18 protein-coding genes and 1 pseudogene are annotated in these 25,024 nt (G+C 65.7%); 4 read left to right on the forward strand and 15 right to left on the reverse strand.

Going from position 1 to position 25,024, the window contains the following annotated elements; translation table 11 throughout:
- Nucleotides 1-19: 19 nt before the first annotated feature.
- Nucleotides 20-1,093 carry a hypothetical protein gene (locus tag PKO50_RS32480; RefSeq protein WP_275628298.1) on the reverse strand — a complete coding sequence of 358 codons (1,074 nt, stop codon included), beginning with the start codon at nucleotides 1,091-1,093 and terminating at the stop codon, nucleotides 20-22.
- The gene (locus tag PKO50_RS32485; RefSeq protein ID WP_275628299.1) at nucleotides 1,090-2,109 is read right to left on the reverse strand and encodes a hypothetical protein; all 1,020 of its coding nucleotides are present in this window, start codon (nucleotides 2,107-2,109) and stop codon (nucleotides 1,090-1,092) included. The genes PKO50_RS32480 and PKO50_RS32485 overlap by 4 nt, the downstream gene beginning before the upstream one ends.
- A gap of 169 nt (nucleotides 2,110-2,278) precedes the next feature.
- Here PKO50_RS32485 and PKO50_RS32490 point away from each other — a divergent pair, with 169 nt between their 5' ends.
- Both PKO50_RS32490 and PKO50_RS32495 read left to right on the forward strand, forming a co-directional pair.
- Entirely contained in the window at nucleotides 2,279-3,670 is a 1,392-nt protein-coding gene (locus PKO50_RS32490; RefSeq protein WP_275628300.1) for a DUF2868 domain-containing protein, read from the forward strand.
- A complete protein-coding gene (locus PKO50_RS32495; protein ID WP_275628301.1) occupies nucleotides 3,663-5,036 on the forward strand; it encodes a GTPase/DUF3482 domain-containing protein in 1,374 nt (457 codons plus the stop codon). Before PKO50_RS32490 ends, PKO50_RS32495 begins: the two co-directional genes overlap by 8 nt.
- A gap of 150 nt (nucleotides 5,037-5,186) precedes the next feature.
- Here the strand turns inward: PKO50_RS32495 and PKO50_RS32500 are convergent, their stop codons facing one another.
- Together PKO50_RS32500 and PKO50_RS32505 are read right to left on the reverse strand one after the other, a co-directional pair.
- Nucleotides 5,187-5,654, reverse strand: a complete 468-nt coding sequence (locus PKO50_RS32500; protein WP_275628302.1) for a metallophosphoesterase family protein — start codon at nucleotides 5,652-5,654, stop codon at nucleotides 5,187-5,189.
- Nucleotides 5,655-5,704: 50 nt separating this feature from the next.
- Nucleotides 5,705-7,093, reverse strand: coding sequence for a uracil-xanthine permease family protein (locus PKO50_RS32505; protein ID WP_275628303.1), 1,389 nt, complete (start codon nucleotides 7,091-7,093; stop codon nucleotides 5,705-5,707).
- Nucleotides 7,094-7,399: 306 nt separating this feature from the next.
- Between PKO50_RS32505 and PKO50_RS32510 the strand changes: the two genes are divergently transcribed.
- Entirely contained in the window at nucleotides 7,400-7,849 is a 450-nt protein-coding gene (locus tag PKO50_RS32510) for a pilin (RefSeq protein WP_275628304.1), read from the forward strand.
- A gap of 235 nt (nucleotides 7,850-8,084) precedes the next feature.
- Here the strand turns inward: PKO50_RS32510 and ilvD are convergent, their stop codons facing one another.
- Nucleotides 8,085-9,923, reverse strand: a complete 1,839-nt coding sequence (gene ilvD / locus PKO50_RS32515) for a dihydroxy-acid dehydratase (protein WP_275628305.1) — start codon at nucleotides 9,921-9,923, stop codon at nucleotides 8,085-8,087.
- Nucleotides 9,924-10,298: 375 nt separating this feature from the next.
- Nucleotides 10,299-11,495, reverse strand: coding sequence for a class I SAM-dependent rRNA methyltransferase (locus PKO50_RS32520; RefSeq protein ID WP_275628306.1), 1,197 nt, complete (start codon nucleotides 11,493-11,495; stop codon nucleotides 10,299-10,301).
- A gap of 243 nt (nucleotides 11,496-11,738) precedes the next feature.
- On the opposite strand from PKO50_RS32520, the gene PKO50_RS32525 reads away from it, so the two are divergent.
- Nucleotides 11,739-12,563 (forward strand): HDOD domain-containing protein, encoded by an 825-nt coding sequence (locus tag PKO50_RS32525; protein WP_089390921.1) that lies wholly within the window; start codon nucleotides 11,739-11,741, stop codon nucleotides 12,561-12,563.
- 447 nt (nucleotides 12,564-13,010) lie between these two features.
- Here PKO50_RS32525 and PKO50_RS32530 read toward each other — a convergent pair whose 3' ends face one another.
- From PKO50_RS32530 to PKO50_RS32570, 9 genes and pseudogenes are all read right to left on the reverse strand, one after another.
- The gene (locus tag PKO50_RS32530) at nucleotides 13,011-14,915 is read right to left on the reverse strand and encodes a beta-ketoacyl synthase (protein WP_109934881.1); all 1,905 of its coding nucleotides are present in this window, start codon (nucleotides 14,913-14,915) and stop codon (nucleotides 13,011-13,013) included.
- 284 nt (nucleotides 14,916-15,199) lie between these two features.
- The gene (gene arcC, locus PKO50_RS32535) at nucleotides 15,200-16,132 is read right to left on the reverse strand and encodes a carbamate kinase (protein ID WP_109934880.1); all 933 of its coding nucleotides are present in this window, start codon (nucleotides 16,130-16,132) and stop codon (nucleotides 15,200-15,202) included.
- 69 nt (nucleotides 16,133-16,201) lie between these two features.
- Entirely contained in the window at nucleotides 16,202-17,212 is a 1,011-nt protein-coding gene (locus PKO50_RS32540; protein WP_109934879.1) for an ornithine carbamoyltransferase, read from the reverse strand.
- Between the two features lie 111 nt (nucleotides 17,213-17,323).
- A complete protein-coding gene (gene arcA / locus PKO50_RS32545; RefSeq protein ID WP_109934878.1) occupies nucleotides 17,324-18,580 on the reverse strand; it encodes an arginine deiminase in 1,257 nt (418 codons plus the stop codon).
- A 17-nt stretch (nucleotides 18,581-18,597) separates the two neighbouring features.
- Nucleotides 18,598-20,045 (reverse strand): annotated as a pseudogene (gene arcD / locus PKO50_RS32550) (arginine-ornithine antiporter).
- Between the two features lie 660 nt (nucleotides 20,046-20,705).
- Nucleotides 20,706-21,137, reverse strand: coding sequence for a GtrA family protein (locus tag PKO50_RS32555; RefSeq protein ID WP_109934876.1), 432 nt, complete (start codon nucleotides 21,135-21,137; stop codon nucleotides 20,706-20,708).
- Nucleotides 21,134-22,429, reverse strand: a complete 1,296-nt coding sequence (locus PKO50_RS32560) for an NAD(P)/FAD-dependent oxidoreductase (RefSeq protein WP_275628307.1) — start codon at nucleotides 22,427-22,429, stop codon at nucleotides 21,134-21,136. The genes PKO50_RS32555 and PKO50_RS32560 overlap by 4 nt, the downstream gene beginning before the upstream one ends.
- Complete coding sequence (locus tag PKO50_RS32565) at nucleotides 22,429-23,364, reverse strand: NAD-dependent epimerase/dehydratase family protein (protein ID WP_275628308.1); 936 nt, start codon at nucleotides 23,362-23,364, stop codon at nucleotides 22,429-22,431. The genes PKO50_RS32560 and PKO50_RS32565 overlap by 1 nt, the downstream gene beginning before the upstream one ends.
- Before the next feature lie 43 nt (nucleotides 23,365-23,407).
- The gene (locus PKO50_RS32570; protein ID WP_275628309.1) at nucleotides 23,408-25,024 is read right to left on the reverse strand and encodes a hypothetical protein; all 1,617 of its coding nucleotides are present in this window, start codon (nucleotides 25,022-25,024) and stop codon (nucleotides 23,408-23,410) included.

Here is a 25,024-nt window from a genome sequence, read left to right on the forward strand (position 1 = left end):
CGTGGCTCCGGTCATGTGCTCAGGGTGATCCATCGGTGGCAGAGGATACCAGCCGCTGGGCCGGCGCGTCGTTCGCATAGGGCGGCACGCGCATGAAGAAGGTGCCGTCCTCGTTGACCTGGGTGATGCCGGTGGCCAGCACCTTGCGGTAGTCCCTGAGGTTGAACACCAGCCTCTGGTCCGGCTGCTCGGCCTTGAGCAGCACCTGCGCGTAGGTGATGAGGATCTCGAAGATCTTCAGGTCGCCCGACTGCAGCCAGATGTACGAGGGGCCGGCCAGGGTGGGCGGATCGAAGCGCGGCGGCGGGCTGCCGGCCGGGCGGGCGAAGCGCAGGTGCAGGCCTTGCTGGTCGAGCCAGGCGGCGTCGACCTTGCCGTCGATGCCCACCAGCGGGAACACCTGGTGGTAGTTCAGGCGCATGGCGTTGTCGCGCAGCAGGGCGCCGGGGCGCTCCAGCTCGACCAGCGAATCCAGGTGCAGGCCGACCAGGCTCATGGCGCCGTAGGCCGGCACGCCGAGGACCTTGACCTGGTCCGGCTGGTAGAGGATCTCGTCGCCCTCCAGGCGCACGCTGCCGGACAGCCGCAGCGGCAGCCAGGGGCCGATGCCCAGGGGCTGCACCTGGCCGCTGACCAGCAGGCGCTCGCCGTCCACGCTCATGGCGAAGTCGCGCAGCATGCTCTGTGGATAAGCCAGGATGCGCTGGTTGAACAGGTTGGCCAGTTGCTGCGGGTCGAGGATCACCTCGCCCTCGGTGACCTGGATGCGCATGTCCTGCGGGCGGTCGAAGTCCACCGGCGCGCCGGCCTGCAGCGGCAGCAGCCAGCCCTTGAGCTGCGGGCTGTGGAAGCCGATGCCGCCTTCGAAGTACATGTCCACGTTATGCAGCAGCAGGCCGACGCCGTCCTGGCCGGAATCGCGAATCCCGCCCGGGCGGCTGGCGGCGTGGCCGGCCTCCGGCGGCGTCTGCTGGAACCAGCCTTGGCGCAGCAGCTGCAGCTCCTGCTGCTGGCGGTCGATGGCGGTTTGCGCCCAGGCCGGAACGGCGGCCAGCAGGGGCAGGGCGAGGACCAGGGGCAGCAGGCGCTTCATAGGGCTTTCTCCTGCGGCGCCGGCGCCTTCACCGGCGACACCGCGATGTGCACCATGCCGTCCTGGCGCAGGCGGATCTCGCCATACTGCAGCTGGCGGCGGTAGTCGTAGAGGTTGAACAGCAGCGGCTGCCCGGGGCTGAGGCTGGTGAACAGGGCGTAGGCCTTGACCAGGATGGTGCGGGCCATCTTGATGTCGCCGCCCTGGATGAACATGTAGCTTTCCGGCGCCTGCAACTGCGGCCATTGCAGGCCGGCCAGGTCCTCGCCCAGCAGCAGGTCCATGCCGCCGTCGGCCAGCTTCAGGCTGCGCACGGCGAAGTCCAGGCGCGGTGGCGGGAACAGGCCGTCGAGGTCGACCAGGATGCGGTTGCCGAGCAGTTGCATGTGCGCGGTGTGCAGCTGCAGCACCTCGGACATCTCGATGGAGGCGGCGCTGAGCGAAGGGGTGACGTCCACGCCGTCGACGAAGATGCGCTGCGGCACCAGGGCCACCTTCAGCGGGCCGGCCTGCTCGATCCGGGTGAGCATCCGCAGCGGCCGCCAGCGCCCCTTGCGCAGCAGCTCGCCGTGCACTTCCTGGCCGTCCTTGCGGGTGCTCAGCACCAGGTTGCGCACCGGCGCGTCGGCGCTGCGCAGTTCGGCGTTGAGCAGGGTGGCGAGGGTGGCGTCGGCGACGAAGATGTCGCCGGCCTGGATGCGCGCCACCATGGCCCTGGGGTCGTCGAGCATGAGCGGCGTGCCCTTGGGCCCCACCGAGCTCATGCGGATCAGCATGCGGCGGATGAAGAAGCCGATGTCGTCGTGCAGGCGGAAGTCGGTGTGGCTTATCCACAGCTTCGACTCGTCGCTGTCGGAGGCGCGCTGGCCAACCTTCTCGTCCAGCTGGCGCGGCGGCACCGCCTGCATCAGCGGGGTGTCCGGGCCCCAGTCGGAGGGCCGGGGCGGGGGCGTTTCCACGGCCGCCGCGCGGGCGGCGGCCAGCAGGAGCAGGGCGCAGGGCAGGACGCGCGGCATGGCGGGCCTCGTTGTTGTTGTTCTGGTTGGCTTTGGCACCCTATACCCGTGCGCGCGCCGGGTAAGCCCTTCCTTGGTTCGGTCGGTGGTCGCCGGTGTTACCCCCGCGGGCGGACGCGGCACGGCGCAGCGGTTATGCTTGCGCCCAGGAACCAGCGCCGGAGACCCCGTGAGCGATACCGCCCCACCTTCCGCCTTCGACCGACTGTGGCTGTGCGAAGCCGTGCGCCTGCGCGAGGAGCAGGCCGGCCCGCTGGAGGATGCCGAAGCCAACCGCCGCGCCATCGCCGCCGGCGGCGAACTGCCCCGGCGCATCGAGCACCGCGCCCTGTGGCTGGCCGGGCGCGACCAGCTGGACAGCGCCCTGCGCCTGTGGAAACAGGGCGCGCAACTGGCCTTCTACCTGCTGATCGTCCTCGCCCTGCTCAGCGGCGCCGGCCTGGCGCTGGCCGCACTGGGTGACGGCCAGCGCCCGGTCAACGTGTTCTGGGCCCTGGCCAGCCTGCTCGGCCTGGACCTGCTGATGCTGCTGGGCTGGGCCTGCGGCTTCGCCCTCGGCGGCGGCGAGGCGGCCGGCGCCCTGGGCCGCCTGTGGCTGTGGCTGAGCGGCAAGCTGGCGCGCGATGCCCGCGCCGCGCAACTGGCGCCGTCGCTGCTGGTGCTGCTCGGCCGCCAGCGCCTGACGCGCTGGGCCCTGGGCATGCTGGTCCACGGCCTGTGGCTGCTGGCCCTGGGCGCGGCCCTGGTGGTGCTGCTGGCATTGCTGTCGACGCGGCGCTACGGCTTCGTCTGGGAAACCACCATCCTTGGCGGTGACACCTTCGTCTTCCTTACCCAGGGCCTGGGCGCGTTGCCTTCGCTGCTGGGCTTCCCGCTGCCGGACAGCGACCTGGTGCGCGCCAGCGGCGACGCCCTGGTGGCCAGCGAGGCCGCGCGCCACGCCTGGGCCGGCTGGCTGGTGGGCATCCTGCTGGTCTATGGGCTGCTGCCGCGCCTGCTGCTCTGGGCCTTCTGCCTGTGGCGCTGGCGCAGCGGCCGCGCGGCGTTGCGCCTGGACCTCTCGCTGCCGGGCTACAGCCTGCTGCGCGAGCGCCTGCAGCCCGGCAGCGAGCGCCTGGGCGTGAACGACGCCGCGCCAGTCAGCCTGGTCGAGCCGCAGGCGCAGAACCCTGCGGCCAGCGCAGAGGGCGCCTTGCTGGTGGCCATCGAACTGGACGACAGCCAGAGTTGGCCGCCGAAGTTGCCGGCCGGCGTGGCCGATGCCGGCGTGCTGGACGATGGCGCGCAACGCCGTCGCCTGCTGGAGCAACTGACCCGCTATCCGCCGGCGCGCCTGGCCATCGCCTGCGACCCGCGGCGCTCGCCGGACCGCGGCACCCTGGCGCTGATCGCCGAGCTGTCGCGCTGCGCCGGCGCCACCCGCGTCTGGCTGCTGCAGCCGTCGGCGGGCATCGGCCTGGACAGCGACCGCCTGGCCGACTGGCATGCCGCCATCGACAAGCTGAACCTGCCGCACAGCGGCGCATCGCCCCTGGCCTGGCTGGAGAGCGGACATGACTGAGCCCCTCAGGCTGGCCGTGGTCGGCCATACCAACGTCGGCAAGACCTCGCTGCTGCGCACCCTGACCCGCGACGTCGGTTTCGGCGAGGTCTCGCACCGCCCCAGCACCACCCGCCACGTCGAGGGCGCGCGCCTGTCGGTGGACGGCGAGGCGCTGCTGGAGCTGTACGACACGCCGGGCCTGGAGGACGCCATCGCCCTGAGCGACTACCTCGACGCCCTGGAGCGCCCCGGCGAGCGCCTGGACGGCCCGGAGAAGCTGCGCCGCTTCCTCGACGGCAGCGAGGCGCGCGGGCGCTTCGAGCAGGAAGCCAAGGTGCTGCGCCAGTTGCAGGCCTCCGATGCCGGGCTCTACGTGATCGACGCCCGCGAGCCGGTGCTGGCCAAGTACCGCGACGAACTGGCAGTGCTCGCCGGCTGCGCGCGGCCGCTGCTGCCGGTGCTGAACTTCGTCGCCAGCGCCAACCACCGCGAGGAGCAGTGGCGCGAGGCCCTGTCGCGCCTGGGCCTGCACGCCCTGGTGCGCTTCGACAGCGTGGCGCCGCCGCTGGACGGCGAACGGCGACTCTACGAAAGCCTGGCGCTGCTGCTGGAGAAGTCCCGCCCGCAGCTGGAGCGGCTGGTCCAGGACCACGAGGCCCAGGCCGTGGCGCGGCGCGAGGCCGGCGCCAAGCTGATCGCCGAACTGCTGGTGGATGTCGCCGCCTGCCGCGACCTGGTGCCCGGCGACGCCCAGGCCATCCGCAAGGCCACCGAGGCCCTGCGCGACCGCGTGCGCAAGCGCGAGGAAGCCTGCGTACAGGCCCTGCTGCGCCTCTATGCCTTCCGCAAGGACGATGCCCGCGCCGCCGACCTGCCGCTGCTGGACGGGCGTTGGGGCGATGACCTGTTTAACCCCGAAACCCTGCGCCAGCTCGGCGTGCGCCTGGGCGGCGGCGTGGCTGCCGGCGCCGCGGCCGGCGCCGGCATCGACCTGCTGGTGGGCGGCCTGACCCTGGGCGCCGCCACCGCCCTCGGCGCCCTGGCCGGCGGCGCCTGGCAGACCGTGGGTCACTATGGCCAGCGCCTGCTCGGCAAGCTCAAGGGCCAGCGCGAACTCTCGGTGGACGACAGCGTGCTGCGCCTGCTCGCCCTGCGCCAGCGGCAACTGCTGGCAGCGTTGCAGGCCCGCGGCCACGCGGCCATGGAAGCGATCCGCGTCGATTCACCGGAAGACAAGCAGTGGCGCGAAGGCAAGCTGCCCGAGGCGCTGCGCAAGGCGCGGGCGCACCCGGAGTGGTCGACCTTGAATGGCCGCAAGCGGGTGGACAAGAGCGAACGCCAGGAACAGGTCGACGCCCTGGCTCAACAGCTATTGGTGCCGTAGGGCGTATAGCCGTTCGCGGTTATACGCCGTTTGACCTTGCTCGAAGGGCGTTGCGGGTTCGAACACGAAGCGCCTTCGGGTTCAGCCACGGAGTTGGCTCGTGGGCAAGGTGTAGCGGCGGATAACCGCGAACGGTTATTCGCCCTACGTTCAGCCCAGCGTGATCATTTCCACCGCGGCCTGTCCGTCCGCGATGCTCAGGATCGCCAGCGCGATCGGCAGCTTGAAGCGGCGCGGCCCGGCGCTGCCAGGGTTCAGGTAGAGCACGCCGTTGCGCACTTCCTGCAACGGCTTGTGCGAATGCCCGGCCAGCACCACGTCGAAGCCTTCCGCGCGCGGATCGACGGCCAGTTGCTTGAGGTCGTGGATCAGGTACAGGCGCAGTCCGCCCAACGCCAGGACCAGGGTCTCGGGGATCGCCGCGGCCCAGGCTTCGGTGTCGTTGTTGCCGCGCACCACGTCCAGCGGCGCCAGTTGGCGTAGCGCATCGAGAATGCCCGGCTTGCCGATGTCGCCCAGGTGCAGGATGCGCTCGCAACCCCGCAGGGCATCCAGGGCCTCGGGGCGCAGCAGGTTGTGGGTGTCGGCGATCACGCCGACGCGCAGGGGAGTGCTCATGCCCCCCAGCATAAACGACGACGCCACCGGCAGGTGGCGTCGTGGCGGGCTCAGTGCCGGGCCTGGGCCGCCGGCGTTTCCGGCAGGAACCAGTTCAGCAGCAGGGCGCAGATGCCGCCGGTGGCGACGCCGGATTCCAGCACGTTGCGCAGCGCCGCCGGCATGTGCGCGAGGAACTCCGGCACCTGCGACACGCCCAGGCCCAGGGCCAGGCTGACCGCGATGATCAGCAGCGCGCGGCGGTCCAGCTGGACGCTGGCGAGGATGTTGATGCCCGAGGCGGCCACCGCGCCGAACATCACCATGGCCGCGCCGCCGAGCACCGGCTCGGGCACCGCCTGGATGACCCCCGCGACGCTGGGGAACAGGCCCAGGAGGATGAGCATCGCGGCGATCCACAGGCCGATGTGGCGGCTGGCCACGCCGGTCAGCTGGATCACCCCGTTGTTCTGCGCGAAGACCGAGCTGGGGAAGGTGTTGAAGAGGCCGGCCAGCAACGAGTTGGCGCCGTTGACCAGTACCCCGCCCTTGATCCGCTGCATCCACAGCGGGCCTTCCACCGGCTGCTTCGAGACCTTGCTGGTGGCGGTGACGTCGCCGATGGCTTCCAGCGAGGTGACCAGGTAGATCACCAGCATGGGGATGAACAGGCTCCAGGAGAAGCTCAGGCCGAAGTGCAGCGGCACCGGCACCTGGAACCGCGCGGCCTGGTGCATGCCGGTGAAGTCCAGGCGGCCCAGGTAGCCGGCCAGCACGTAGCCCACGGCCAGGGCGATGACGATGGCGCCGCTGCGCATCCACACCACCGGGATGCGGTTGAGCACCACGATGATCGCCAGCACCACGCCCGACAGCAGCAGGTTCTCGCCGTTGGCGAAGGTGCCGTTGGCCATCGCCGAGAAGCCGCCGCCCATGCTGATCAGGCCGACCTTGATCAGGGTGAGGCCGATCATCAGCACCACGATGCCGGTCACCAGCGGGGTGATCAGGCGCTTCACGAACGGCAGGATGCGCGACACGCCCATCTCCACGAAGGAGCCGGCCATGACCACGCCGAAGATGGCCGCCATCACCTGTTCCACCGGCGTGCCCTGCTTGACCATCAGCGCGCCGCCGGCGATCAGCGGCCCGACGAAGTTGAAGCTGGTGCCCTGGACGATCAGCAGCCCGGCGCCGAACGGCCCGAAGCGCTTGCACTGGACGAAGGTGGCGATGCCGGAGATGACCAGCGACATGGACACGATCAGGTTGGTGTCCCGCGCGGAAACGCCCAGCGCCTGGCAGATCAGCAGGCCGGGGGTGACGATGGGCACGATGATCGCCAGCAGGTGCTGCAGCGCGGCGAGCAGCGTGACGGGCAGGGCGGGGCGGTCTTCCAGGCCGTAGACCAGGTCGCGCTGGGCCTTGTCGGCGGTGACGGGGTTCTCGAGGAAGCTCATGGCGGCAGTCCGGGAAAAAGAGCGGGATTTTACGGGGTGGGAGCGGGATCGCACAGTGCCATAGAGCAGGGCTTGGCGAGGTGGGCGACGAAATTTGTCAGGTATGGAAAGTTCGGTAGTCAGAATCTGCCGCTGAACGTCATGTTTTTGAATGCTGTCCAGAGGCTCTTTGTTCAAGAGAAAATTCAACTTTCTATCGGGGAAATGGACTACATATTCGCCTTGTCCAGAGTCATTCAATTCACTTTGCCGATGTCTCCCGGAGAGCTTGGTGAATACAGACAAATAACTCATGGAGTTTGAAAAATGAATAGATACTGTTCGTTGCAGAAGGGTTTTACCCTGATTGAGTTGATGATAGTTGTGGCGATTATTGCCATTCTGGCGGCAATCTCCATTCCAGCATATCAGGATTATGTGGCTCGAAGTAAGGCAGCAGCAGCACTTGCTGATCTGGCTACTCACAAGGCGCAGTTCGAATTGGATATGAGTGCAGGGCGCACTCCCTCCTTAGCTAGTGTGGGGTTTCCTGCCAATAATACTGCGAACTGTTCCGGCATCACTGTAGGAGGGACTGGAATGACGTGCACTATTCGCAACCCGGGACGCTTGGGTGCTACAGCATCGGTGGCATTGAATTACTCAGTGAACGAGTATGAGACGGATGGCTCTATTAAAACACCGGGGGGATTTACGTGTGCTGTGAGTACAGCAATGCCTGCAGAGTTTATTCCTGCTGGCTGTACGGCAGGTTAATTTAAAACGTATTAGCTCTGGCGCCGTTGAATAACGGCGGATAACGCTAGCGCGTTATGCGCCCTACGGATTGAGGTTGGAGTTCCAGAGGAACATCCGAGCCCGCCGAAGCGGCGCAACACCATTAACCCCAACGCCCAACAAAAAACGCCGTTTCCCTAGAGAGGAAACGGCGTTTTTCCTTGACTGATCGGTATTAGTCGTTCGCGCCGGGCTTTTAATTGGTAGTTGCCTATCAGCCGTCCAGCAACGCCTTATTCCGCACCGCCCCCTTATCCGCACTGGTAGCCAGCAACGCATAAGCCTTCAGCGCGGTACTGACGCGGCGGGCGCGCGGTTGCGCCGGCTTCCAGCCCTTCTTGTCCTGCTCGATGCGGCGGGCGGCCAGTTCCTCGTCGCTGACCAGCAGGTTGATGCTGCGGTTGGGGATGTCGATCAGCACCTTGTCGCCGTCCTGCACCAGGCCGATGGCGCCGCCGGCAGCGGCTTCCGGGGAGGCGTGGCCGATGGACAGGCCCGAGGTGCCGCCGGAGAAGCGGCCGTCGGTGAGCAGGGCGCACTGCTTGCCCAGGCCCTTGGACTTCAGGTAGCTGGTGGGGTAGAGCATTTCCTGCATGCCCGGGCCGCCTTTCGGGCCTTCGTAGCGGATGATCACGATGTCGCCCGGCTTCACTTCGTCGGCGAGGATGCCCTTCACCGCCGCGTCCTGGCTTTCGAAGATCTTCGCGCTGCCTTCGAACACGTGGATGGATTCGTCCACGCCGGCGGTCTTCACCACGCAGCCGTCCAGGGCGATGTTGCCGTAGAGCACGGCCAGGCCGCCCTCGGCCGAGTAGGCGTGCTCGACGCTGCGGATGCAGCCTTCGGCGCGGTCGTCGTCCAGGCTCGGCCAGCGGGTGTTCTGGCTGAACGCGGTCTGGGTGGGGATGCCGGCCGGGCCGGCCTTGAAGAAGGTGTGCACGGCTTCGTCGCGGGTCTGGGTGATGTCCCACTGGGCGATGGCGTCCTTCATCGAAGGGCTGTGCACGGTCGGCACGTCGGTGTGCAGCAGGCCGCCGCGGGCCAGTTCGCCGAGGATGGAGAAGATGCCGCCGGCGCGGTGTACGTCTTCCATGTGGTACTTCTGGATGTTCGGCGCCACCTTGCACAGCTGCGGCACCTTGCGCGACAGGCGATCGATGTCGCGCAGGTCGAAGGCGATCTCCGCCTCTTGCGCTGCGGCCAGCAGGTGCAGGATGGTGTTGGTCGAGCCGCCCATGGCGATGTCCAGGGTCATGGCGTTCTCGAAGGCCTTGAAGCTGGCGACGTTGCGCGGCAGCACGCTGTCGTCGCCCTCGCCGTAGTAGCGCTGGCACAGCTCCACGGCCAGGCGCCCGGCGCGCAGGAACAGCTGCTCGCGGTCGGCGTGGGTGGCCAGGGTCGAGCCATTGCCCGGCAACGATAGGCCCAGGGCCTCGGTCAGGCAGTTCATCGAGTTGGCGGTGAACATGCCGGAGCAGGAACCGCAGGTGGGGCAGGCGCTGCGCTCGTATTCGGCGACCTTCTCGTCGGAGCAGGAGTCGTCCGCCGCGACCACCATGGCGTCCACCAGGTCCAGGCCGTGGCTGGCCAGCTTGGTCTTGCCGGCTTCCATCGGCCCGCCGGAGACGAACACCACCGGGATGTTCAGGCGCAGGGCGGCCATCAGCATGCCGGGGGTGATCTTGTCGCAGTTGGAGATGCAGACGATGGCGTCGGCGCAGTGAGCGTTGACCATGTATTCCACGGAGTCGGCGATGATCTCGCGGCTCGGCAGGGAATAGAGCATGCCGTCGTGGCCCATGGCGATGCCGTCGTCCACGGCGATGGTGTTGAATTCCTTGGCCACGCCGCCGGCCTTCTCGATCTCGCGGGCGACCAACTGGCCCAGGTCCTTCAGGTGCACGTGGCCGGGCACGAACTGGGTGAAGGAGTTGGCGATGGCGATGATCGGCTTCTTGAAGTCTTCGTCCTTCATCCCGGTGGCGCGCCAGAGGGCGCGGGCGCCGGCCATGTTGCGGCCGTGGGTGGAGGTTTTCGAGCGGTAATCGGGCATGACGGGTTCCTGCGGCTAATCAGGTCTCGATGGGAGCCTTCCGGGTCGTCATGGCGACGGCACGCAGCGGGTGGCGCGGGCCGGCGAGACCTCGGACGGGCTCTTTTAAGTCGTATCGTGAGCGTCGGGCGCACCGGATGCAAACGGCAGATGAGGTTGCACGGGCGTTGGTGGCGCGGGGCGTGGCGGGGTCACCGCCTGCTCGGCCGGGGGCTCACAGGTCCGCCGGGGGATAAATGGCAGGAATCCCCCGATTCTACGCCCGCCCCGACCGCCAGGGGAAGGCTGGCGGTCGGGCTGGCTTGCGTGGACGGCGCCAGGGCGCCAATCCTTGCTTGCAGCTTGCAGCTTGCAGCTTGCAGCTTGCAGCTGGCTTCAGCCGTTCGGCAGCAGCCGCACGGTCAGGCTCTTGATGTAGCGGGTTTCGGCGATGGCCGGGTGCACCGGATGGTCCGGGCCCTGGCCGCCGCGCTCCAGCAGCTGGAGGTTGCGGTCCAGGTGGCGGGCGCTGCCGAGCAGGATGTTCTGCAGGTCGTCCTCGGGCAGGTGCATGGAGCAGGAGGCGCTGACCAGGATGCCGTCCTTGTTCAGCAGGCGCATGGCCTGTTCGTTGAGGCGGCGGTAGGCGGCCTCGCCGTTCTTCAGGTCCTTCTTGCGCTTGATGAAGGCCGGCGGGTCGGCGATGACCACGTCGAAGCGCTCGTCGGCGGCCTTCAGCTCGCGCAGGGCGTCGAACACGTCGCCTTCCACGCAGGCGACCTTCTCGGCCAGGCCGTTGAGGGTGGCGTTGCGCTCCACGCCGTCGAGGGCGAAGCCGGAGGCGTCCACGCACATCACTTCGCTGGCGCCGAAGGCCGCGGCCTGGATGCCCCAGCCGCCGATGTAGCTGAACAGGTCGAGCACGCGCCTGCCTTTCACGTAGGGCGCCAGGCGCGCGCGGTTCATGCGGTGGTCGTAGAACCAGCCGGTCTTCTGCCCGGCCAGCACCGGGGCCTCGAAGCGCACGCCGTTCTCTTCCAGGGCGACCCACTCGGGCACTTCGCCGTAGGCGTTTTCCACGTAGCGCTCCAGGCCTTCGGCATCGCGCGCGCTGGAGTCGTTCTTCCACAGCACGGCGCTGGGCTTGAGCACCTGCAGCAGGGCGGCGAGCACGTCGTCGCGGTGCTTCTCCATGGCCGCGGAGGCGAGCTGCACCACCAGCACGTCGCCGAAGCGGTCCACCACCAGGCCGGGGAGCAGGTCGGAGTCACCGTAGACCAGGCGGTAGAAGGGCTTGTCGAAGAGACGATCGCGCAGGCTGAGGGCGACGTTGAGGCGGTGAACCAGCAGCGACTTGTCGAGAACGTGCTTGGTATCGCGGGAGACCAGGCGTGCGCAGATGAGGTTGTTGGGGCTTAGCGCCACCACGCCCAGCGGCTTGCCGTTGGCCATCTCGAGGATCGCCTGGTCGCCGGCGGCGAAGGCGTTCAGCGGGGTGGCCTGGACGTCCACTTCGTTGCTGTAGACCCACAGGTGGCCGGCGCGCAGGCGGCGCTCGGCATTGGCTTTCAGACGCAAGCTGGGCAGGGTCATGGCGGTGCTCCGGGAAAAAGAGCGAGATTATAACCGTTGCCCGCCGGGGTTGCCGATGCCGCGCAGGCGTGGCGGCCGAGCATAAAGTTCGTGCCGAGGCTGCCGATGAAGTTCTGTCTAAATCGGCAGTTCCAGAAGTGCTCCGTCTGGGTAAACTGTGCGCCCCGTCAACTTTTCCAGACCGTCCCCATGGTCCAAGAACTCTCCGCCGAACAGATCCGCCAGACCCTGCAGGGCATCAGTGTGCCGCCGCAACCGCAGATCATGGTCGACCTGCAGATGGAACAGGTCATGCCCAACCCTGACCTGAAGGCCATCGCCAAGCTCATCAGCCAGGACCCGGGGTTGTCCGGTGCCTTGCTCAAGCTGGTCAACTCGCCGTTCTTCGGCCTGGCCAACCGTATCACCTCGATCCAGCGCGCGGTCAACCTGCTCGGCAGCCGCTCGGTGATCAACCTGATCAACGCCCAGTCGATCAAGGGCGAGATGAGCGACGACACCATCGTCACCCTCAACCGCTTCTGGGACACCGCCCAGGACGTGGCCATGAGCTGCCTGACCCTGGCCAAGCGCATCGGCTACGAGCCGGTGGACGAGGCCTACGCCCTGGGCCTGTTCCACAACTGCGGCATCCCGCTGATGCTCAAGCGCTTCCCGCACTACATGGCGGTGCTGGAGGAGGCCTACGCCAGCGCCAGCGACGAACGCCGCGTGGTGGATACCGAGAACCGCGTGCTGAACACCAACCACGCCGTGGTCGGCTACTTCACCGCGCGCTCCTGGCGCCTGCCGGAGCACGTCTGCGAGGCCATCGCCAACCACCACAACGCGCTCTCGGTATTCAGCGAGGAAAGCAGCCGCAACACCCAGCTGAAGAACCTCCTGGCGATCCTCAAGATGGCCGAGCACATCTGCGGCTCGCACCGGGTGCTGGGCAACCAGCCGGAAGACCACGAGTGGCAGAGCATCAGCGCCCTGGTGCTGGATTACGTGGGGCTGACCGAGTACGACTTCGAGAACCTGAAGTCGAGCATCCTCGAGCTGGGGGTGGGGCAGGGGAGCTACTAGGGATCGCGGACGGAGTCCGCTCCTGCGATCGTGCTTCCCCGCAACCGTAGGGCGTATAACCGTTCGCGGTTATACGCCGTTGGCGGGAACACCTATGCCCTTTAAGAGCGCCCTCTCCCCAACCCTCTCCCGCAAGCGGGAGAGGGGGCTGTCCTGAGCGGCGTCGAAGCCAGGCACCATCCTCATACCCCCGCGAACGCGGGAACCCAGAAAACAGCGTAGGAGCAACTGTCTTGCCGGTTGCGCCGAGGTGTTCTTCGTAGGAGCGAGCTTGCTCGCGAATGAGCCCCGCGGCGGACTGTGTTCGCGAGCAAGCTCGCTCCTACGAAAAGCTGTGTTTCCTGGAAACGTAGGAGCGGGCCCTGCCCGCGATTCGCGCGCAGGGCGCGCTCCTACAAGTGCACGAGAACCGGCCGAAGCGCGCCAAGGTACGGGATGGCGCGGCCCTCAGTCGAGCATGTCGCCGAAGCGCTCGTCCTTCCTGTACACCAGCGGCTGGGCGAAGCCCGGTACCGTCAGTTCCTCGGCGCTGATGCGGATGTCGCGGTCGTCGATCATGTCGTTGCCGAAGTTGTAGATGATGTCGAACTGGCCCTTGAGTGCCTGCTCCTCGTAGCGCCGGGCGGCGGCGCGGGTTTGCTCGCGGCGTGCCTGGTAGGCGTCGAAGGCGGCGGCGCCGTGGCGCTTGCGCAGCATCTTCTCGGCCAGGCGCGGGGAGAGCAGCACGCCGGTGGCGTTGTTGCCGCCGAAGCCCTTGGAGTTGATGAAGCAGACGTCGAGGTCGTCGCGCTTGCGGTCCCTGGTGGACAGGGCGATGCGGTCCTTGTGGACGTCGTCGGCGAAGGTCTCGACGGTCTTGATGCCCGGCAGCAGGCCGTACTTGAAGGTGCCCAGGGCGGAGACCAGCTGGTCGGCGCTGGCGGTGGCCAGGGAGTGGCCGACGAAGGCCTTGACCGCCGCCACCGGCCAGTCGGCGATGCCGAAGGCCTTGGCCACGCGGTCGAGGATTTCCGACTCGGTGACGCGGTTGGCCGGGGTGCTGGAGCCGTGGGCGTGGACGAAGCTGTGGCGGCGCACGCCTTCCTCGCCGACGATCTGCATGGCGGCGGCCACGGCCTTGGCCATGGTCAGGTAGTTGCCCGGGCCGGGGGCGGAAATGGATTTCTTGAAGCCGTCGGCGTTGATGAAGACGTCGGTCACCGCGCCGTGGATGTCGGCGCCCAGCTCCAGGGCCAGGGCATCGTCCATCAGCACCACGTACTGGCTGGATTCGGCCAGGGTGAAGCCGCAGTTCTCGCCGAACGGGCGGCTGGCGCGGCGGAAGTCCACGTCCGGGCGGCCTTCGATGTTGCGCAGGCCTTCTTCGGTGGCCAGGGCGCTCATGGCCGCGTAGCCCTCGACGATTTCCGAGGTGATCGGCGCTTCGCTGTTGCCCACCACCACCACCCGCGCCTGGCCGGAGGTGATCGCCTCGATGCCCTTCTGCAGGTTGTAGAGGAAGGTGGCGCAGGCGCCGGTGACGCTGCCGGTGAGGCCGACGCTGCCCAGCACGTAGGCGTTGATGAAGTCGGTGGGCATGCTGTTGAAGCCCAGCGGCAGCTGCTTGGCACTGACGCGGTGGCCCTTCAGGCGCGACTGCAGCAGGCCGCCGAAGCCGTTGTCGTCGAGCTGGCTCATGATGCTGCTGGAGAACACGGCGATTTCGTCGGGCTGCACGCGGTCGACGATGCGCTGCCAGTCGATGCCGGTGGAGCGGATGGCGTCGGTGGCGCCCACCACGGCCATCTGCAGGCCGCGCGGGTGGAAGCGCGAGGCGTACAGCTCGCCCGGCTCGAAGCCGGTGGGCAACTGGCCGGCGGACTTCACCGGCATCTCGCGGTAGCTGTCGACCTTGACCTCGACGCTGTCGTGGAGGGTCACGCGCACCTGGTTGTCGGCCAACTCTTCCACCGACCAGTTGGCCGGCAGCGGCTCGGGCAGCTGCTTGCGGGTGGTGGTGAAGCTCAGCGGCTGGGCATCGCTGGCTTCCAGGGTGAGGTTCTTGTGCCAGTGCGCGGCATCGACGTCGAAGTACTGCTTCTCGATGCGGCGGATCAGGGTGGAGCCGAGGATCTGCGCGGCATGCCGCTGCTCGATGGCGGCCAGGTCCAGGCGCGCGCCGTCGGCGGCGTCCAGGTAGTGGCCGTCCTCGAACCTGACCAGCTTCATCATCACCGCCAGGCCGGCGAGGGTTTCCTGGCGGGCGGCCGCGTCCAGGGACTCCAGGACGGTACGGCGGAACGCGTGGTGGAAGGAACTGCGACCCGCGGCGTTATACCCACCAAAACCAACGATGACCGGTAGTCGAGACATCTCTCGCAAACTCCTTCATATAGGCCCGTCCTGTACAGGACCGGATGGCGCGACCAGGTTGCACGCGAGGCGCTGAAAGGCGGCATCACGGATCGGGGGCACAAGCCCGGCGGCGGCTCTGTGATTGGAATGCTTATGCTGACGAGGATGATGACTGTCGAGTCACGCTTTTGGCCAGGGATTGACGGCGAAAGGCGACGAACTTGCATGGATGGGGGCGCTCGCGCGGCTGCGCGAAGACGCCGGGAGCCAGGACGGCTCCCGGGCGGGGTTGCAGTGCGGGCTCAGCGGTACTCGATGCCGGGCTTCCTGGTGCTGACGCGGGTGCCGGATTTGCCCTGGGTGATGGCCACGATGTTTTCCAGCGAGCCGATCACCGCGTCCTTGCCGGTGGCGCGGGCGAATTCGGCGGCGGCCTGGACCTTCGGGCCCATGGAGCCGGCGGCGAAGCCGAGGCGTTCCAGTTCGTCCGGGTGGGCCTGGGCGATGGCCTTCTGCGTTGGCTTGCCCCAGTCGATGTAGGCCGCGTCCACGTCGGTGGCGATGATCAGGATGTCGGCGTCCAGTTCCTGGGCCAGCAGCGAGGAGCACAGGTCCTTGTCGATCACCGCCTCGACGCCGGAGAGCTTCTTGCCGGACTCGTCGTACATGGTCGGGATGCCGCCGCCGCCGGCGCAGATGACGATGGTGCCTTTCTCCAGCAGCCATTTCACCGGGCGGATCTCGAAGATGCGCTTGGGCCGCGGGCTGGCCACCACGCGGCGGAACTTGTCGCCGTCCGGGGCGATGCTCCAGCCTTTCTCCTTGGCCAGGGCTTCGGCTTCTTCCCTGGCGTAGACCGGGCCGATCGGCTTGGTCGGTTTCTGGAAGGCCGGGTCCTTGGCGTCCACCTCGACCTGGGTGAGGATGGTGGCGAAGGGCACTTCGAAGGGCAGCAGGTTGCCCATTTCCTGTTCGATCATGTAGCCGATCATGCCCTCGGTCTCGGCGCCGAGGACGTCCAGCGGGTAAGGCGTGACCTTGTCGTAGGCGGCGCCCTGCAGGGCCAGCAGGCCCACTTGCGGGCCGTTGCCGTGGGCGATCACCAGTTCATTGCCAGGCGCCACTTTGGCGATCTGTTCGGCGGCGATCCGTACGTTTTCGCGTTGGTTGTCCGCAGTCATGGGTTCGCCACGACGCAGCAGGGCGTTCCCGCCCAATGCGACGACGATACGCATAGTCATTTCCTCCTGAGAGTGAAAACGCCCCCGGGCCAGCAGACGTGGCCCGGGATGCGCATTCGTCGATCACATGTCGGCGAGGGTCGAAACGAGGATCGCCTTGATGGTGTGCATGCGGTTTTCCGCTTGCTCGAAGGCGATGTTGTAGGGGGACTCGAAGACGTCTTCGGTGACTTCGATGCCGTTCTTCAGGTTCGGGTACTGGGCGGCGATCTGCTGGCCGACCTTGGTCTCGCTGTTGTGGAACGCCGGCAGGCAGTGCATGAATTTCACCCGCGGGTTGCCGGCGGCTTTCATGATGTCCATGTTGACCTGGTAGGGCAGCAGTTCCTTGATGCGCTCGCCCCAGGCTTCCACCGGCTCGCCCATGGACACCCAGACGTCGGTGTGGACGAAGTCCACGCCCTTGACGGCTTCCTTCGGGTCCTCGGTGAGGAGGATGCGGGCGCCGCTTTCCTCGGCGAATTTCTTGCAGGCGGCGACGTGTTCGTCGCTCGGCCACAGCGCTTTCGGTGCGGCGATGCGCACGTCCATGCCGAGCTTGGCGCCGATCAGCAGCAGGGAGTTGCCCATGTTGTTGCGGGCGTCGCCCAGGTAGGCGTAGGCGATGTCGTGCAGCGGCTTGTCGCTGTGCTCGCGCATGGTCAGCACGTCGGCCAGCATCTGCGTCGGGTGGTATTCGTCGGTCAGGCCGTTGAACACCGGCACGCCGGCGTACTGCGCCAGTTCCTCGACGATTTCCTGCTTGAAGCCACGGTACTCGATGGCGTCGTACATGCGGCCGAGCACCCGGGCGGTGTCCTTCATGCTCTCCTTGTGGCCGATCTGCGAGGAATTGGGGTCGATATAGGTGACATTGGCGCCCTGGTCATAGGCGGCGACCTCGAAGGCGCAGCGGGTGCGGGTGGAGGTCTTCTCGAAGATCAGGGCGATGTTGTTGCCCTTGAGGTGTTGCTGCTCGGTGCCGGTGTACTTGGCGCGTTTCAGGTCGCGGGACAGGTCGAGCAGGTAGCGCAACTCGCGGGTGCTGTGGTGCATCAGGCTGAGCAGGTTGCGGTTGTGCATGTTGAAAGCCATGTTCTTTCTCCTTGTGGGATGGAATCTCGGCCCTCGTCAGTACAGCTTGTGGCTGGCGGGGCGGGCGGCCCTGGCTGGGGCCGCCGCGTTGGGCAGGGTGGGCTTCGGCGATCAGTAGTCGATCGGGTCGCGGATGATCGGGCAGGTCATGCAGTGGCCGCCGCCACGGCCGCGGCCGAGCTCGCCGGCGCTGATGGTGATGACTTCCACGCCGGCCTTGCGCAGCAGGGTGTTGGTGTAGGTGTTGCGGTCGTAGCCGATGACCACGCCGGGCTCGACGCAGACCACGTTGTTACCGTCGTCCCACTGCTCGCGCTCGGCGGCGAAGCTGTTGCCGCCGGTCTCGACGATGCGCAGTTTCTTCAGGCCCAGGGCCTCGGCGACCACGCTGATGAAGTCCTTCTCCTCGCGCTGCACGTTGATGCCGTAGGGGCTCTTCTCGTCCGGGCGCAGGGTGAAGGCGACGATTTCCTTGACCACTTCCGGGAAGACGGTGACCAGGTCGCGGTCGCAGAAGCTGAACACGGTATCCAGGTGCATGGCCGCACGGGATTTCGGCAGGCCGGCGACTATGACTTTCTCCGCGGCGCCCTTGGCGAACAGCGACTGGGCGACCTGGCCGATGGCCTGGCGGGAAGTCCGCTCGCCCATGCCGATCAGCACCACGCCATTGCCGATGGGCATGACGTCGCCGCCTTCGAGGGTGGAGGAGCCGTGGTCCTTGTCCGGGTCGCCGTACCAGACTTCGAATTCGGCGTTGGTGAATTCCGGGTGGAACTTGTAGATCGCGGTGGCCAGCAGGGTTTCCTGGCGACGCGCCGGCCAGTACATCGGGTTCAGGGTGACGCCGCCGTAGATCCAGCAAGTGGTGTCGCGGGTGAACTGGGTGTTGGGCAGCGGCGGCAGCAGGAAGCTGGAGTGGCCCAGGTAGTCGCGGAACATTTTCAGCGGCTTGGAGCCTTCGGTTTCCGGGATATCGTCGGCGGTCACGCCACCGATGAGGAATTCGGCCAGTCGCCGCGGCTCGAGGCCTTCCAGCCAGGCACGCAGCTCCTGGGTCAGGCCCAGGCCGACGCTGTCGGCGGTGATCTTGCGATCGAGGATCCATTTCAGCGCTTCGGGGTTCTGGACGGTCTCGGTCAGCAGGTTGTGCATTTCCAGGACGTCGACGCCGCGCTCGCGCATCTTGGTGACGAAATCGAAGTGGTCGCGCTTGGCCTGGTTAACCCAGATCACGTCGTCGAACAGCAACTCGTCGCAGTTGCTAGGGGTCAGGCGTTGGTGGGCAAGACCGGGCGAGCAGACCATCACTTTGCGCAATTTGCCAGCTTCGGAGTGGACGCCAAGTTTGGTTTTTTCCGTGCTCATGAGTGTCTCCAGTGATGTCACAGAGTGAGGAAACCGTCGTAGAGGCCGTAGGCCGCGATCAGGGCACCGATCACGACACCTGCGAAGATGAGCTTCTCGACGTTGGTGAAGATCGGTTGACCGACTTCACGTTTCGCTTTCGCGAAGAGGATGACGCCTGGTGCGTACAGCAGCGCCGACAGCAGCAGGTATTTCAGGCCACCGGCGTAGATCAGCCAGACGGCGTAGATCACCGAGATGCCCGCGATGATCAGGTCCTTGTTGCGCTCGCTCGCGTCCTGCTCGTAGGTCTCGCCGCGCACCGTCAGCAGCAGCGCGTAGGCCGCCGACCAGAAGTACGGGATGAGGATCATCGAGGTGGAGAGCAGCAGCATCTTGGTGTACGGGTCCATGCCGCTGGAGTCGCCCGAGGTGAAGAAGACGATGACCAGGAAGACCTGCACGCAGATGTTGGTCAGCCACAGGGCGTTGGCCGGCACCTGGTTGGCGTTCTCCTTGCGCAGGAACTCCGGCATGGTGTGGTCCTTGGCCGCGGCGAACATGATCTCGGCGCACAGCAGCACCCAGGACAGCAGGGCACCGAGCAGGGAGATCAACAGGCCGACGCTGATCAGCACCGCGCCCCAGTGGCCGACCACGTGCTCCAGCACCAGCGCCATCGACGGGTTCTGCAGCTTGGCCAGTTCCGGCTGGGTCATCACGCCCATGGACAGCACGTTCACCAGCACCAGCAGCAGCAGCACGGTGATGAAGCCGATGACCGTGGCCTTGCCGACGTCGCTGCGTTTTTCCGCGCGGGAGGAGAAGATGCTCGCGCCCTCGATACCGATGAACACCCACACGGTGACCAGCATCATGTTGCGCACCTGGTTCATCACGCTGCCCAGGTCGGGATTGCTCAGGCCCCAGATGTCGGTAGTGAAGATGTCCAGCTTGAAGGCGAACAGGCAGATCAGGATGAACAGGAACAGCGGCACTATCTTGGCGATGGTGGTGATGGTGTTGATGAACGCCGCTTCCTTGATCCCGCGCAGCACCAGGAAGTGCAGGGCCCATAGCAGCACCGACGCGGCGATGATCGCCGGGATGGTGTCGCCCTTGCCGAAGACCGGGAAGAAGTAGCCCAGGGTGCTGAACAGCAACATGAAGTAGCCGACGTTGCCCAGCCACGCGCTGATCCAGTAACCCCAGGCCGAGGAGAAGCCCATGTAGTCACCGAAACCGGCCTTGGCGTAGGCATACACACCGCCGTCGAGGTTGGGCTTGCGGTTGGCGAGGGTCTGGAAGACGAAGGCCAGGGTCAGCATGCCGACCGCGGTGATGGCCCAACCGATGAGAATGGCGCCGACGTCTGCACTGGCGGCCATGTTTTGCGGAAGAGAGAAGATACCCCGCCGACCATGGATCCGACGACCAGAGCGGTTAGTGCCCCAAGTCGTAGTTTTTGGCTGCTTTCTTGCGACATTTTCGGAATCTCCCTATAGGAGTTGGAGAGTGTAGTCATTAGGCGCCGACTGTCAGGGGACCCCCTGACCTAAATCAATAGCCTGCTAACAAATGTTTCCAACTGCGCAGCGGTGTCGGTCCGCTTGAAGAAGAACGATAGGAGAGGTTTGCCGAGATCGCCTGATTTAGAGGGGATTCATGTGAAATCCGGATGGCGTTTCGGTGACCGTCCGGCTTTTTATTGATGGTGTGAATGGGTTCCTGCGTCGGGGCCCTCATCAGGAAAATCTGTCAGAAGTTATTGCGGGCCGGATGCCAGGCAGAAAAAAGCCCGACATGGTGGTCGGGCCTGGCTTTCTTGCTTATCGAGCGTTGCCCGCACAGGGTCGCTACACGGGCGGCGCCCCCCAGGGAAGAAGGGCGCCATGGCCGGATGGCCGGAGAGACACCGCCGGGCTTGTGGCCCGCCGGGCGCCACGACGCGGGGTCGGAGCGAGAGGGATGCGCAAGGCACCGGGGCGGTGTACCGCAAGCTCCGTGCCATCGGCGAGGGGCGCTGGAGTGGCCGTGTTGCCTGGGCTTCAGCGAGCGGATCGAGACGGTATCGGCAAGATTCCGCCTATGCGTCGGGGTCTTCGGCGGGATTTCCGCCAGGAGCTTCCGAGATCGCTCTTCCCCATTACTGTTTGCTGATGCCGCCTTCCTGCTTTGCCCCGCCGAAAGTGAAGAATTTATAGATGAGGAAAGTGGCGAAGGCCGGAACGGCCAGGGAGATGGCGTGGGCCAGGCCGTCGGCGATGTTCTCCAGGCCTGCCTGGCGGAACAGGTAGCGAAAGCCCAGGGCTGCCACCCAGACCACCGGCATGAAGGCGATGTTGACCAGCAGGAACTCCCTGGCCTGGGCTGCTATGGGACGCGGCGAACCGGGAAAGACGAAGCGTCGGTTGAGCAGGAAGGCAACGCTGATCCCGACCAGGTAGGCCAGGAGCACCGCCAGCGAGTAGTTCAGTTCCTTGCTGAGGGCATAGCGGCTGCACCAGTTCGCCAGCGCTGCGGTGACGCCCACGCCGATGAACGTGAGGAACTGCATGGAGAAGAAGTGCCTGATCATTTCTCCGCTGCCTGCCTGGCCATCTTGCGGCCGAAGTCGATGCTCTCCGAGATGCCGCGGTCTTCCGGGTAATAGTAGGAAGTATCCGCCGCCCACAAGCCGCGTACCGGCAACTCGACTGGCGGCAGGTGCTCCAGGTAGCCCGGGTCGCAGATGGGCTGGGCATAGCGGTAGCGGCTGGCGCGCATTTCCAGGAAGTCGGCGTCGGTGAGCTGCGGATTGATCTTCTGCAGGTAGCGTTTCACCTTGTCGAGAAATGCCTGGTCCGGCTCCTGGAACTTGGGATGTTCACCGGGCATGTAGAAGGGGACGTAGACGATGTGTTGATCCAGCGGGCGCAGGTTGCTGTATTCCACCAGGCCGGGGATGTCCATCTCGGGGTCGTTGGTGTTGAGCCAGAAGTTCTCGGTTACCGCCTTGCGCAGCTTGGCGATGACGCAGACCACGGCGATGTTCTTCACCGAGCGGAAGGCGTCGAGGGTCACTGTCGGCAGATCCGGCATCAGTCGTGGCACATAAGGCAACGGAATGGTACTGACGACCTTGTCGAAGGTATGCAATTCGCCACCAGCCTCCACGCCACTGACCTTGCCGTTCTCGATCACGACCTTGCTTGCCGGCGTTCCCAGGCGGAACTCGCCGCCATGTTGCTGGATGTAGTCGCGCAGGCCATGCAGCAAGGTCTCCGAGCCCCCCTCCAGGTACCCCAGCTTCTCCTTGAACAGGTTGTAGCGGGAGCGGCCGATACGGCGGATGCGGCTCCAGATCCAGGCCGCCGAGAGGTTGTCCGAATAGTCGTAGAACTTGTAGTCGAACAGCCGGCGCCAGAGTACCTCATAGGCTTCGGCACCCACCCAGCGCTTGATCCAGCCGGTCGCCTCGACATGGTCCAGCGGACGCCAGTCGTTGCGCTTGGTGGACAGGAAGGCGTGCAGGCCGTAGCGGAACTTGGCGATGAAGCTCAGGCCCGAGAATTTCAGCAGGGCGAACGGGTTGCCCCAGGGCTGCACCTTGCCCTGGTACCAATAGCCCATTCTGGTTTCCACCCAGTGCATCCTGTCGGCCAGGCCGAGTTCGTCCAGCACCTTGAGGAAGGCGTGGTCGGAGATGCAGTGGAAATGGTAGTAGCGCTCGATCGACAGGCCGCCGAAGTCGAAGTGGGCGGTCATGCCGCCGACCCGATCGTCGGCCTCGAAGATCACCGGGCGATGGCCGTCCCTGACCAGTTGGTAGGCGACGGCCAGGCCCATCGGACCTGCGCCGAGCACGGCGATGCGTTGATTGTCCTTCATCAGAATTCCAGTACGACCTTGCTGTAGGTGGGGTGCTTGAAGGTTTCCTCCACCGCCTTGGCGAACGGCGTGGGGCGGACCTGGAAGATACCCGGCCAATCGATGACTTCGAACTCGTCGCGGGCCACCAGGGCCTTGAGCTGATCGGCGGTGAAGGGCGGGTTCTTGTCGAACAGGGCCCAGATCTTCAGCAGCACGTAGAAGAGCCTGTAGGGAATCTTCAGCAACAGGCACCTGGCGCCGGTGGTGTTGCGGATGGTGCGGATGATGTCGATGTAGTCGATCTCTTCCAGGCCGGTGATGTTGTACACCTGGCCGGCGATGCGCGACTCGATGCAGCTGACGATGATGCTGCTGAAGTCGCCGGCATACAGCGGCTGGCGCATGTAGCGGCCATCGCCGGGGATCGGGAACACCGGCACCTTCTGCATGAAGCGCGACAGCCAGCCCAGGTGCTTGCGGTCGAACCAGCCGAACATCAGGGTTGGGCGCAGTACGACGCAGCTGATCCCGCTCTCGAGGACGATGCGTTCCTGTTCCTTCTTGGTATTGGTGTAGTGGTCGTCGGCGACCGATTCCACCACCGAGGAACTGATGTGCACGGTATAGGGAATCTCGTAGCGCTTGATCAGTTCGAGGATGCGCTCGGTCGAGGTGATGTTGTTGCGCACGAAGGGCTCGGGGTTGGGATCACCGATCTGGGCCTGCAGCATGACCACGGTGTCTGCGCCTTCGAAGTGCTTCTCCCAGTCGCCGCTTTCGGCGAGGTCGGCGTACTCGATGGTCAGCTCGGGGTGCAGGCTGCGCAGGATGTCCAGGTTGGCGCGGTGCTTGTCGAGGATCACCAGGTTGGTGTAGCCGCGTTCCTTGAGCTGGGCGACCAGGTTCTGGCCGACCAGGCCGGCTCCGCCGGGGAGGAGGATTTTCCTTTGCATTACTCGTGGTGCCTCGTTTCTTGAATAGGGGCAATGCCTGACGTCAGTGGGCCTTGTCCAGGCAATAGGCCTGGATCCGGTTCAATCGGAGTGTCCCGAGGGATTCGGAAAGGTCTATACGAACGGTATCGTCTCCGCGGGACTTGCGGAACGCCAGTTGGGCGACCACGTGTCCTGCCGGATAGTAGCGTTGCAGGGAGTGTCGCTCGCTGAAGCCGTAGTTAGTTCCCCAGTAGACCTGGATGCCTCCCGCTCCGGGACGTTCGGTGTCGACCAGCAATCCGACGTAGCGACTGCCCTTGCACTGGTCCAGACGGAAGCTGACTTGATTGTCCGTATCGGTAGAGATGAGCTCGTTTCTTGCCGGCGAACGCTGCAAGCCCCGCAGAGACAATTGCGTGAGGTCTATGTCATGGCTTTCGCCGGGGTAGCGCGCGCGCATTGGGTATGCGCTCCAGCCCGGGAAGCTCTGGAGCTTGGGAGCCAATGGGATGGAAATGTCCGGGGCCTGTTCCGCGAAGCGGGCGTAGGCTTTCCACTGGAGTTCTCCTCTATCGACGGTGCTGAAGAGCAGGTACGAGATCAATGCGAACGTGGTAAGTACCACGAGCCCGTGCCGTGGGCTGCGTGACAGACAGGCGGCAATCGCCATGAAGCTCAGCGCGTAGGGGATCAGGAAGTAGCGTGCGCCCCCGCCCAGGGGACTCAGAACCTGGGGCTCGTGCTTGGCGGTGCTAAGACCGGCCAGGAGGCAAGTCATGACTACCAGGAACAATGCGACCAGGGTGTGTTTCTGATTCTGATGCAATTGCCGCCAGCTATGGTGGATGGCCAGTATTCCCGCTGTCCAAAAGCCCAGGGACAGGACGATGGCCAGTGAGCTCGATTTGCCAAAGCAGAAGTAGGCCTGGACCGGGCGAAGCCAGTGCAACAGGTTCGGGTCAAACGAGGCCGCCATGTTTGGCCGTCCGTTCAACGCCAGCGCCGTGGCTTGTATGCAGGCGCCGATCAGCAGGATTGCATAGGAGATTCGGCTCTTCGCTTGGCCGCCAGAGATCACAGCAATATAAAGTGCGAATGGCAGGCCCAGGAGGACGAACGGTCCGGTCAGACAAGCTACCGCCAGCAACAGATTGCCGACAAGGCCAAGGTGCTTTCTGTCCCAGTGGCACATATAGAGCAGTAGCGCGGTGCCGATATACCACTGCGAGTTGGTCAGGGTGAATAGGGTTTCACCGGTTTGCGGGGTACAACTGAATGCCAGGCAGAGCAGGGTAGCGATCAATGGGCTGCGGGTATGCCGCAGGGCATAGTGCAACAGTGCCCATGCCGCGGCTAGGTATGCGCAGAGCCAGGCAAGATTGAAAATCAGGGGCGTCGACAGCAGTGGGGCGGCCTTGGCGATCAGGGCCACTAGGCGGGGGTACAGGTGGATGTAGCCCGCATAGACGGTCCACACCGATTCCAGGCCGCGGTTTGCCTGTTCGATGAATACCCGACCGTCTTCGGCCCAGAGCGAGGCCGTGATCAGGTTGGGGTTGCCTATGCGTAGGGCCAGCAACACCAGCAGTGCCAAAGTGACGCCCAGATAGAGGGCGACCTTACCTCGGTCGGTGAGCGAGGTGGAGAACGGCCGTTGCATCGCCTGTGCTTGGTCCAT

The sequence above is a fragment of the Pseudomonas sp. 273 genome, from assembly GCF_029201425.1.
Lineage (GTDB): Bacteria > Pseudomonadota > Gammaproteobacteria > Pseudomonadales > Pseudomonadaceae > Pseudomonas > Pseudomonas delhiensis.

Coding starts and splice junctions, on each gene's coding strand:
- PKO50_RS32510 (WP_275628304.1), top strand. CDS start 7,400: ATGAATAGATACTGTTCGTTGCAGAAGGGTTTTACCCTGATTGAGTTG.
- PKO50_RS32560 (WP_275628307.1), bottom strand. CDS start 22,429: ATGAAGGACAATCAACGCATCGCCGTGCTCGGCGCAGGTCCGATGGGC.
- arcA (WP_109934878.1), bottom strand. CDS start 18,580: ATGAGCACGGAAAAAACCAAACTTGGCGTCCACTCCGAAGCTGGCAAA.
- PKO50_RS32485 (WP_275628299.1), bottom strand. CDS start 2,109: ATGCCGCGCGTCCTGCCCTGCGCCCTGCTCCTGCTGGCCGCCGCCCGC.
- arcC (WP_109934880.1), bottom strand. CDS start 16,132: ATGCGTATCGTCGTCGCATTGGGCGGGAACGCCCTGCTGCGTCGTGGC.
- PKO50_RS32530 (WP_109934881.1), bottom strand. CDS start 14,915: ATGTCTCGACTACCGGTCATCGTTGGTTTTGGTGGGTATAACGCCGCG.
- PKO50_RS32500 (WP_275628302.1), bottom strand. CDS start 5,654: ATGAGCACTCCCCTGCGCGTCGGCGTGATCGCCGACACCCACAACCTG.
- ilvD (WP_275628305.1), bottom strand. CDS start 9,923: ATGCCCGATTACCGCTCGAAAACCTCCACCCACGGCCGCAACATGGCC.
- PKO50_RS32540 (WP_109934879.1), bottom strand. CDS start 17,212: ATGGCTTTCAACATGCACAACCGCAACCTGCTCAGCCTGATGCACCAC.
- PKO50_RS32520 (WP_275628306.1), bottom strand. CDS start 11,495: ATGACCCTGCCCAGCTTGCGTCTGAAAGCCAATGCCGAGCGCCGCCTG.
- PKO50_RS32570 (WP_275628309.1), bottom strand. CDS start 25,024: ATGGACCAAGCACAGGCGATGCAACGGCCGTTCTCCACCTCGCTCACC.
- PKO50_RS32555 (WP_109934876.1), bottom strand. CDS start 21,137: ATGATCAGGCACTTCTTCTCCATGCAGTTCCTCACGTTCATCGGCGTG.
- PKO50_RS32495 (WP_275628301.1), top strand. CDS start 3,663: ATGACTGAGCCCCTCAGGCTGGCCGTGGTCGGCCATACCAACGTCGGC.
- PKO50_RS32505 (WP_275628303.1), bottom strand. CDS start 7,093: ATGAGCTTCCTCGAGAACCCCGTCACCGCCGACAAGGCCCAGCGCGAC.
- PKO50_RS32480 (WP_275628298.1), bottom strand. CDS start 1,093: ATGAAGCGCCTGCTGCCCCTGGTCCTCGCCCTGCCCCTGCTGGCCGCC.
- PKO50_RS32565 (WP_275628308.1), bottom strand. CDS start 23,364: ATGCAAAGGAAAATCCTCCTCCCCGGCGGAGCCGGCCTGGTCGGCCAG.